This window comes from Thermanaerothrix sp. (assembly GCF_056331585.1).
The window spans coordinates 38,457-48,680 of record NZ_JBWGPQ010000019.1 but is presented as its reverse complement, the minus strand read 5'-3'; the positions used below and the strand labels follow the sequence as shown (position 1 = coordinate 48,680).

Here is a 10,224-nt window from a genome sequence, read left to right as displayed (position 1 = left end):
CAGCCTTCCAAGCTGAGATTCGCGGGTTCGAATCCCGTCGCCCGCTCTCAAGAGTAAATGCCACTATCTATCTCATTGGGTAGTGGCTTTTCTTCTTCCCCTTTCACTTCAACAAGCCCTGGCACAAACTTTGCATAGGATGCTCTCGTTTGGTTAGAAACACTTTGCGATTACATTACAGTTTCGCAAGGATGGCTGTTTTATCTCCAAAATCTCACTATAATTCTATGAAAACACAAATCCATTGATTTACAGGGGCAGGGGCTTTTTTACCCCATAACCACTCTCTTCCATTCTGCAGGCAGGTTACTATGCAAACGGGAAAAACCATCCTCTATGTCGAAGATAATCTGGATAACCGCACCCTGGTGCGGCGATTGTTGCAAGCCAGTGGCTATAACATCCTTGAAGCCGCCAATGCCACCGAAGCACTCAGCATCCTCAATAACCATCGCCCCGACCTGATCCTGATGGACATCAACATGCCTGACATCGACGGCTATACGCTTACCCGGACGATCAAAACGCAGGAACACCTGCGCGGTGTGCCAATTGTGGCTTTAACCGCTAATGTCATGCGCGGGGATAAGGAACGCACTCTCCAAGCCGGTTGTGATGGTTACATTGAAAAACCGATTGACGTAGATCGCTTCGCCGACCAGATTGCCGAATTCCTAACCAATGGACACCGGGAGTAACGCCATGATGGCCAACCCTCAATCCCCTACCCCACCCGAGAGCCCGAGCCCAACACCGCTTTCCATCCGCCAAACTCATGGCACCCGCCCCCTGACCAAAGATACCGTGGTATTGGTGGTCGAAGATAATGTCTCCAATTTTGTCCTCATCGCACGCCTCCTGGGCTACTTGGGGGTCCATTGCGAGTGGAAAACCTCCGGTTATGAGGTGGCCGAATTTGCCGATTCGCTGCCCAAAGTGGATCTCATCCTGATGGACATCCGCCTGCCTTATGAGGATGGGTACGGCGCCCTACGCAAGATTCGCCAATCAGCCCGCTTTCGCAATGTTCCAGTAATCGCCGTTACTGCTGAAGCCAGCCTGGAACAAATGAATAAAGCCCGTCAAGCCGGTTTTGACGGTTTTTTAGGTAAACCCCTTGATCCTGATCGTTTTCCTGATCAGATCAAACGTATTCTCAACGGCGAATCGGTTTGGGAATTGAGCTGAATCCTTCGGAGAAGATTGCACATGAGCGGCGAAAAAGCCCCAGATGATGTCTTGCATACCCCTTTGTCCTACACGCAAGTGATCTCCGAGATCACGCGAGCTATAAGTGTCGTCAGCCATCATGAAGAATTTCTAGACAGTGCTGTGCATAAAATTGCCCAAGGGCTAAATATTCCCCATGTGGCGATCTATATTTTCGATGCAGATGACACTTTAGTGGTGCTTAAGGCCATTCACTCACCCACTCCCCACGCCTTTCCCATCAACCAGATCACCGTTCCTGTCAACTCCAGTACAATCTTTGGATGGACCATTGCTAATCAACGCCCCTATTACCTTCCCCAATTGGAACGTGACCAAATCGAAAATGGTGCCCCCTACATATGGAACGACGCCCGATCTCTTCTTGCCGTGCCCATCATCGCCGGCACCAAAGTGTATGGCGTGTTGGACCTACAATCCGGGCAGAAAAACGCCTTTCCCCCCACCCTTCATAGCGTCTTATGCACTCTTGCCGATCAAATTGCCCTGAGTTTCTTGGTGCATTATCCCAAGCCACTAGCGGCATCACCACAACCTTCAGAATCCCCGCAAAGCGAGATACCACCCTCGGCTTCATCTCTACCAGATGCATTTTTCCATGCTTGTCTGGCGAAGTTGCCCGATATTTCTGAAATCTATGCCGAACTTACTGCGTTGATTCACCAAACCTATGGTTTGGATATCTCCTTTGGGGTGGCACTTTACGACAACACCCAACACCAGATCACTTTCCCCCTACTGCTGGAACACGGCCAACCCATCCATGTAGAGCCATTGCCCTTGGGACAAGGGCTTACTTCGTATGTGATCACCCAAAAGACGCCTTTGTTGATCCAACACGGTGTAGAGGCAATGGCGCAAACACTGGGAGTGAGCCTAATCGGCACGCCGGCCAAATCCTGGCTGGGAGTTCCTTTACGTCTTGGAGAAGAGATACTGGGGGCCATCGTTCTTCAAGACTTACATCACGAAGCCCGGTTTAACGAAAATGATTTACATACCTTAGAGGTCGTTGCCACTTTCCTCGCCTGGATATTTCACACTCATCGCCTATCCGAAAAGGCAGAGGCGTCTCAGCGTCAGGTTGTTCGAGAACACACTCTCCTGACAACCCTCTTGGAGGCGTTGCCTGAGCGCGTCGCAATCAAGGATGAGAATGGCCGCATCTTGTACGCCAACCAAGCCCTTCTCCAGCATTATGGGGTGAGTTCGCTCGCCGATCTTATCGGCAAAACCGAGGTAGATCTTTTTGGCGAGGCGGGGAACCTGGACTTAATCCAAGATTTGGAAGTCATCCATTCAGATGAAGCCCGGATCAAAACCCCCAATTACTACTTCAGCCCACAAGGTGAAAATACCTGGGAACTGGTTTCGCGCATTCCACTCAATCTAAATGAAAACGGTGGACCTCGGTTAATCCGCATCGCCCAAGATATCAGTGAATTTATTCGCACCGAGCAAGTCGCGCAGCGCCGGGCGGAACAATTATTGGCCTCCGCCGAAATCGCACGAGAAGCGATCAGCGCGCGGGATATAGATACCATGCTCCAAAATGCGACTAACCAGATTCGAGAACGGTTGGGATATTATCACGCCTCCGTCTTCCTCCTTGACCCATTGGGGCGTTATGGTGTCCTGCGCGAAGCCTCGGGTGACGTCGGGCAAATCATGAAGCAATCCGGTCACCGACTTGCGGTGGGTTCGCGTTCACTGGTAGGACAAGCCATGGCGTTAGGACGCACTGTTGTCGCCAATAACGTGCAAGGCAACCCGGATTATTACCCTAATCCATTATTGCCCGAAACCCGTTCTGAGATCGTTGTCCCACTACAGGTTGGTGACCGCTTACTTGGTGCCTTAGATGTACAAAGCCGTTCGTATGATGCATTTCAGGCCGAAGATGTACAAATCCTAGAAACATTAGCGGGACTGCTCGCAATTGCCCTGGATAATATCCTGCTCTATACGCGCACACAGCAAAACCTCACCCAGCACCGTCACTTCTACCGCATCATTAGTGAGGCATCGGTTCGTTTGACTCCCGAGGAAATCATTGAGAAAACACTGCAGGGTCTCCATGAGCTATTACCTCAAGATCGCTTGGCAATCTTCCTGCTCAACCGCGATCAAACCCTAGAATTGAATGCCTACATCGGCTTCGAAGCCGAAAGCCTAGAACGAGCCGCCTGGCAAACAGAAGAAAGCGTACCGGGTTGGGTGATTGCTCACCGTCAGACGCTCCGCATCAGCGAATTCACCCCAGAGATCGCTTTTCATCCCTTGATGGCGGGAGCACATTCCGCCTTAGCCCTCCCTCTTGGCTACCAAAACGAAATACTGGGTATACTCTACATTGAATCCGAACGGCCTGCCGCTTTTGACGAAAGCGATCAAGAATTATTTACTTCGCTGACCACAAACCTTGCCGCAATTCTCACCAATGCCCGCCTGATCCACCAGATCCAAATCCAGGCTGAGCGCCAACGACGCCTTTACGAGATCACCAGCAAGATTCGTGCTCTGACCGATTTGGGTAATATCCTTCAAACCTCAGCCACAGAGATTGGGCGCGCCTTAGGCGCTCAGCGGGTTAGTATCCGCATCTCACCACCTGCACCCTCTTTTGGTGACCTTCCTTTCCCCAATGGTTTGCCGAACAACTCTAACGGACACGATCGCTAGGGAGGGTTTATAAATCTATGAACATCTGGGAACGCATCCACCCCCGCAATATCCCTCCTGAAGTTCTAGAGCGTGGTGAACTAACCACTCTCCGCGAGTACTTGCTCCAACAGAGCCTTCTGCTCCAGATCCCTGTCATTGGATGGTTCGCCGTGCCTCACATCGTGCAGAGCACCCAGGGCAGGTCAGAGCCGGGCTTGGGCTTATGGGTGTTTCTGCTTGCCTTCGCCCTGCTTTTGCCTTTCTTGCGTCATTGGCCATTAAGCGTCCGCGCCATTGCATCAGGTTTATTCCCTTATCTGTTAGGGACACAAATTACCCTAACTTACGGGCCTCAAGCCACTGCCATCATGGCATATGCCTGTACTATCCTGATCGGCGTATTACTTTTTGACCTCTCCAACGTTCTACCTTGGGTGGGCGTCGTCTTTCTCACCCCCTTGATGCTTACTCTCGCTCTTCATCTTAATATTTTGCCGACCCCCACCCCTGAAAGCATCCTGGCCTTCAATTCCCTTCCAAACGGGTATAACGGACTTGTTCTGCTGGCTTACCTGGCCGCTTTAGGCGTTCTTGCCCTCCCATTCTTAGGGGAACGGATCAACCAATTAGGAATTGAGAAAAGCACGTTGGAACGCCAACTCCGTTCAACCCGTACCGAATTTGAACGCGAACTAGCGGAACGCACTGGCCATCTACAACGACGCATCCGTGAACTCTATACGGCTTCGACTATTGCCCGCACCGTGAACACCGCCAGCGACCAAGCCACCCTCTTACAGCAAGTGGCCGATCTTATCCAGCAAGAGTTCAACCTTTATTACGTTGGCATTTTCCTGATTGATGAGAGCGGAAAATTTGCTGTTTTGCGTGCAGGCACCGGTGAAGCCGGGCGGCGCATGCTCGCCGAGGGCCACCGCTTAGCCGTCGGTGGCAACTCGATGATCGGTTGGGCTACAGCACGCAAGGAACCTCGTATTTCACAAGATGTGAGTTTGGAATTAGTGCGGTTCAGCAATCCGCATCTGCCGCTGACTCGCTCAGAACTCGCCCTCCCCATCCTACGCCGTGGTCAATGTCTGGGCGCTATCAGCATTCAATCCACCCAGGTCCGCGCCTTTGAGGAAGATGATATCCTGGTGCTACAAGGAATCGCCGATAGCCTTGGCTTAGCCCTTGAGAATCTCGAATTTTTCCAGCGTATTCAGCAGTTGCGTGAGGAGGTGCGTGCTCTAGCCCGCGCCCACGTCACCGAAGAATGGGGGGATTTTCTGAAAGAACATGACGTCCTGGAAGCAACCTATCAAAGCCCGTCCGCACCGCCGACTACGGGCTCATCCACACACCTGGCTCATTTTCCGCTTGTATTGCGCGATCAGGTCATCGGTACCATCTCGCTGGAGATGACCCAACCCGAACTCACTGGCGAAGAAATTGCCTGGCTGGATGCCGTTGCCATGCAAACGGCAACAGCGCTTGAGAACGCCCGCCTGTTCCAGGAAACACAGCGTCAAGCCCTGCTGGAACAGCGTCTGAATGAGATCAGTTCAACCCTCTCACGGGTTGAGACTGTAGATGACATCTTGAGGGTAGCTGTGCAAGCCCTGGCCCAACTTCCCAATGTCACCGAAACCAGCATCCATCTTATTCCTCCTGAACCCCAAGCCGCAAAGGACAATGGGCGATGAGTCTTCCAACCTCTTCTTCATCCCCCTCCCCTGTGACTGCGACGGGTATCGCCTCCCTACGTCAAAGGATCTTACAGCGAGCGCTCTATCTGGTGTCAGCTGCGGCCGCCTTAGGCTACCTATGGGTGGCATTCACGTTTTTCCGCAGTCGGCAATACCTGCCCTTGATCGGTTTAACGTTCGTCTTGTTATGGCTGGGTGCCAGCGTTCTGATTCAACGCCAACCCCAAGGCTTGCGCGTTGCCGCCTTGCTGATCACCCTTGGCGCCCTCGGTGGGCTTGAATTGCTCTACCGCGGACCACTCAGTACCGCTTGGTTGTGGCTGTTGGCGCTCGTCCTGATGGCTTACGCATTCCTTGGCCAACGGAATGCATATGTCATCTTCGGGCTGGCACTTGCGGGGACGGTGGGAATCGCTGTGCTTCATGTGACAGATGGGATAACACGCCTGAGTATTAATGCAACTCCGGCCCCTCCCTTCAGTTGGATGGTGGCAATGATTGCCTGGCTTTTTGTGGTTGGACTTCTTACTTCCTCTTACGGTGTGGCTCAGCGGGAACTTTACCGCGCTTTGCAGGAAGAAACGGCCCTTACCCACGCCCTGGAAGCCGAGCGAGCCGCGTTGGCGCTGCGCATTGAACAACGCACCCGCGACCTGCGCCGCCACCGCACTTATCTCGAAGTGGCCGGCCTGATGGCACGTGAGATCTCATTGGAAGACGATGAAGATACCCTCTTCCGCACCGCACTTGCGGTCATCCAGCGTTACCTTGGTTTTTATCATGCCGGCATTTTCATCCTAGACGAAGCCAAAGAATACGCTGTCCTGCGCGCAGCCAGCAGTGAGGCGGGGCAGCGCATGATTGCCGCCGGACATCGCCTCAAAAAAGGTGCTGAGGGCATTGTAGGGTATGTCGTTGAAAAGGGCGAGGCGCGCATTGCCTTGGATGTCGGTAAAGATGCCGTTCACTTTAAGAACCCCTATTTGCCCGATACACGCTCCGAAATCGCCCTTCCAATCCGCGTCGGGCAAGAGATCATCGGCGCTCTAGATATCCAAAGTACAGAGGTGAATGCGTTCAGCGAAGAAGATATTCAGGTCTTACAAGCCATAGCGGATCAGTTGGGGGTTGCACTAGAGAGACGCCAACTCATAGAGCGCCTGCAGCAATCTGCTGCCGAGTTAGAAACCCGTTACCGCCAAGTCGTACGCCAGCAGTGGCGTGATTATTTACGCTCAACCCATATGCCACGCGGGTATCGCTGGCGCGCCAATCGCTTGGAGGCTATCAGAACCCCCCCATCGGAGATAGAACAGTTATCACGCCAAGCACAACCTCTGCTTAAAACCTCATCCTCCGAGGAACAACACACCCTCCTCCTCCCCATACAGGCGCGCGGCGAATCGGTGGGTGTTATTTCAATCAAAGTGCGGGGACCAGGCGTACCCGAAGAGACATTGCGCTTGCTCAATAGCATCGCCGAGCGCATTGGGCTGGCATTAGAAAACGCCCGCTTGCTAGAAATGATGCGTGCCCGGGCTGAACGCGAACATCTAGTTAGTGAATTAGGTAGCCGTGTGCAGGCCGCAACCGATGTTGAGGGCATCTTGCGCGCAGCTGCGCTCGAAATCGGTCGTACCATGGGTGTGTCTGAAGTACTGGTGCAGTTACGTGATGCGACAAATCTACCCATTGAGGGGCAGTCTGGAGGCGCTGGATGATTTCCGCAGCGGCTTTCTCAACCTATGACCCTGCTCAAATTCCGATTGAAGAGAAACAACGTCAGTTAGCCACTACAGTGACTTTTAGCACGGCGCTGGCATTAGCTCTGCTGGCGGCTCTCTTTCTCATCGGAATGTTCTATCAGCCCCAATTCTGGCAACTATACGTCTTAGCCATTACCTTTGGGCTGGCCTCGTTGGTAGCTCTCTCTGTCATTGCCAATGCCTCCGGCCAGACAGATTACCGACAAGCCATGCCCCGGCTTGCACCCACCTTTCAATTCGCTCTGCTTGTCCTGGCAGCGCTGAGCCAATCCACAGGGGTCTACCTCGCTCTGCTTTCTTTCCTCTATGGCATTCTCGTCGCCACCGGCGTGCTTGAAGAAGAAAGCTGTGAACCGGCCATTACCCGCGCCTTCTTTATAGCGGTTCTCACTGCCCTCGTCGGTTCATTATTCCCCCGGTACCAGGTGTCCATCCCGGTTATTAATGAGATCCTGCCCATCGTTCTGGGTGCTCTCATCATGGCCTATCTGGTTTTACTTAGCCTGGACTATGTTACCGTCACGCTACGCGTGCGATTGGTTACCAGTGCTTTGGGAATGGCTATTGCGCCTCTGATCTTGCTCTCGCTGGTAGATGCACGCTTCATCTTTACTGGTCTACAGAACCAAAGCAACCAGGCATTACGTCTGGCTGCCGAGCAGGTCGCCCAGGAGATAGAGTCTTTTCTCACCTCAAACCGTGATGCCCTGATTAATGAGGCCAATCTTCCCGTATTTTACGATTACTTGACCATGGATCCAGCCAAACGCCCCGGCAGCCTCCAGGAAGAACAACTACGTGCCACCATCAGCTCCCTGCTTCTCAAACACGAGACTCACTTGGTCTCATATGGTCTGCTCAACCTGCGCGGACAAAATATCTACGATAGCAATCCTGCCGCCATCGGCCAGGATGAAAGCAAGCGCGATTACTTTATGCAAGTCAACCGCACCGGACGGGTATATATTTCCCCCATCCAATTCAATCCTGATAATAAGGTGGCGTATATCTACTTTGCGGTACCGATTCGCGATCAACGCCAGCAAATGCTTGGGGTTTTGCGTCTGGAATACGACGCACAAGTGTTTCAACGTTTGCTAGAGCCGAAACTCAACCTCTTGGGACGGCATTCCTATCCCATTCTGCTGGATGAAAACTTCATGCGCATTGCAGATACACTTACGCCGACCCATTTATATCGCTTCTTACTCCAACCCACCTATTCTCAAACCCTTGAATTGGCACAGCACAACCGCCTCCCTTATCACCCTTATCTCAATTACACCAACCAATCCGACTTGGCTAACGTCTTGAAACAGGGAGGGAATGTCATTTACTTTACTTTGGATGTACATCCCGAAAAGCCCGGACACCTCGAGAGCGGCGTTGCCGTACGCTTGCAAACCAAACCCTGGTACGTACTGTTTGTACGGGAACAAAACACTCTGGTAGCCCTGCTGCAAGCCCAAGGTCGTTTAGCAGTGATCATTGCAGCGCTGTTTGCGGCTGCAGTGGGTTTGGTGGCATCGTGGGTTTCAGGGGCGTTAAGTGCACCAGTCGTCCAATTGAAACAAACCGCGGAGCAGATCACCGCAGGCGACCTGGAAGCCCATGCCAGCATAGAAAGCCGCGATGAGATCGGAGCGCTGGGCCGCGCTTTCAACGTCATGACCGCGCAGTTGCGCAGTCTCATCAACGAATTGGAAGACCGTGTTCGCGAGCGCACACGCGAACTTGCCCAGCAAAACGAAGCACTACGCTACCGCACCCGCCAACTCCAGACCGTCGCCGATGTGGCACGAAGCATCGTCTCGGCTCAGGCACTGGAAAGCCTGCTCAATCAAGTCACCACCCTCATCAGCGAGCGTTTTGACTTCTATCATGTTGGGGTCTTCCTTCTTGATGAGAAAGGCGAATATGCGGTTCTCCGTGCTGCCAACAGCGAGGGAGGAAAGCGTATGCTCGCCCGCCAGCACAAGTTACCGGTAGGTAAGGTTGGTATCGTGGGCTATGTCACTGCAACTGGCCAGCCCCGCATTGCAACGGATGTTGGTGAAGATGCCGTTCACTTCAAGAACCCTGACCTGCCCGAAACACGCTCAGAAATGGCGTTGCCCCTTATCGCCAATAACCACATCATCGGCGCGCTAGATGTTCAGAGCACCCAACCCAATGCCTTCACCCCTGAGGATATCGAGCTCTTCAGCACCCTGGCTGATCAAATTGCTATCGCGATTGTCAACAATCAATTGTTGGAAGAGACTATGCGTGCATTAGATGAAGCACGCCGCGTTAACCGGCGCTATCTCCAGCAGGAGTGGGAGAAAGAAGTGCGCTCACGTCGTCATCGTGCCTACATCTACACGTCCCAAGGGTTGTTTGCTCAACCTCCCATCTCTCGCCCCGAAATTGAAGCCGCTATACGCCGTGGAGAAGTCACTGCCATCCCCGCCAAGGATGAACAAGCAGCAGTGCTAACCGTACCGATCCAACTCCGTGATGAGATTTTGGGCGTCATCCGCGTGCAAGACATAGGGGTTCCCGAACGCACCTGGAGTGAAGAGGAAATCGAGACTCTCAAAGCCGTAGCCACCCAGGTTGCATTGGCTTTAGAAAATGCGCGTTTGCTCGAAACCACCCTGCGCCGCGCCGAACGCGAACGCAAGGCTTTGGAGATCACCGGGCGCATCCGCGCCGCTACGGATCCACAAACCATGCTGGGTATTGCGATGGAGGAGCTCAAACGCGCCTTAGGCGCCTCACATGTTCAGGTTATTTTTAATTCACCTGCGACCTCAACTTCAGCCGATGAAGCGCCCGGAAATGGGAAAAACGCAGGGTTAAGCACATAAAGC

At 53.0% G+C, this 10,224-nt stretch carries 6 protein-coding genes; all 6 read left to right on the top strand.

Annotation, left to right across the window (positions count from 1 at the left end):
* Positions 1-311: 311 nt before the first annotated feature.
* From AC01YT_RS08270 to AC01YT_RS08245, 6 genes are read left to right on the top strand one after another with little or no spacing between them, the layout of a single operon-like run.
* On the top strand, positions 312-698 hold the full coding sequence (locus AC01YT_RS08270; RefSeq protein WP_476674444.1) for a response regulator: 387 nt from the start codon (positions 312-314) through the stop codon (positions 696-698).
* Between the two features lie 4 nt (positions 699-702).
* Positions 703-1,188: a response regulator gene (locus AC01YT_RS08265; RefSeq protein ID WP_476674442.1), complete on the top strand. Its 486-nt coding sequence runs from the start codon at positions 703-705 to the stop codon at positions 1,186-1,188.
* Positions 1,189-1,209: 21 nt separating this feature from the next.
* Positions 1,210-3,912, top strand: coding sequence for a GAF domain-containing protein (locus tag AC01YT_RS08260; RefSeq protein ID WP_476674440.1), 2,703 nt, complete (start codon positions 1,210-1,212; stop codon positions 3,910-3,912).
* A gap of 17 nt (positions 3,913-3,929) precedes the next feature.
* The gene (locus AC01YT_RS08255; protein ID WP_476674438.1) at positions 3,930-5,600 is read left to right on the top strand and encodes a GAF domain-containing protein; all 1,671 of its coding nucleotides are present in this window, start codon (positions 3,930-3,932) and stop codon (positions 5,598-5,600) included.
* Positions 5,597-7,324, top strand: a complete 1,728-nt coding sequence (locus tag AC01YT_RS08250; RefSeq protein ID WP_476674436.1) for a GAF domain-containing protein — start codon at positions 5,597-5,599, stop codon at positions 7,322-7,324. Before AC01YT_RS08255 ends, AC01YT_RS08250 begins: the two co-directional genes overlap by 4 nt.
* Positions 7,321-10,221 (top strand): GAF domain-containing protein, encoded by a 2,901-nt coding sequence (locus AC01YT_RS08245; RefSeq protein ID WP_476674434.1) that lies wholly within the window; start codon positions 7,321-7,323, stop codon positions 10,219-10,221. Before AC01YT_RS08250 ends, AC01YT_RS08245 begins: the two co-directional genes overlap by 4 nt.
* Positions 10,222-10,224 lie beyond the last annotated feature (3 nt).

Bases quoted from the DNA above. Each gene is read 5' to 3' on its own strand.
- AC01YT_RS08270 (WP_476674444.1), top strand. From the start codon at position 312: ATGCAAACGGGAAAAACCATCCTCTATGTCGAAGATAATCTGGATAAC.
- AC01YT_RS08265 (WP_476674442.1), top strand. From the start codon at position 703: ATGATGGCCAACCCTCAATCCCCTACCCCACCCGAGAGCCCGAGCCCA.
- AC01YT_RS08260 (WP_476674440.1), top strand. From the start codon at position 1,210: ATGAGCGGCGAAAAAGCCCCAGATGATGTCTTGCATACCCCTTTGTCC.
- AC01YT_RS08255 (WP_476674438.1), top strand. From the start codon at position 3,930: ATGAACATCTGGGAACGCATCCACCCCCGCAATATCCCTCCTGAAGTT.
- AC01YT_RS08250 (WP_476674436.1), top strand. From the start codon at position 5,597: ATGAGTCTTCCAACCTCTTCTTCATCCCCCTCCCCTGTGACTGCGACG.
- AC01YT_RS08245 (WP_476674434.1), top strand. From the start codon at position 7,321: ATGATTTCCGCAGCGGCTTTCTCAACCTATGACCCTGCTCAAATTCCG.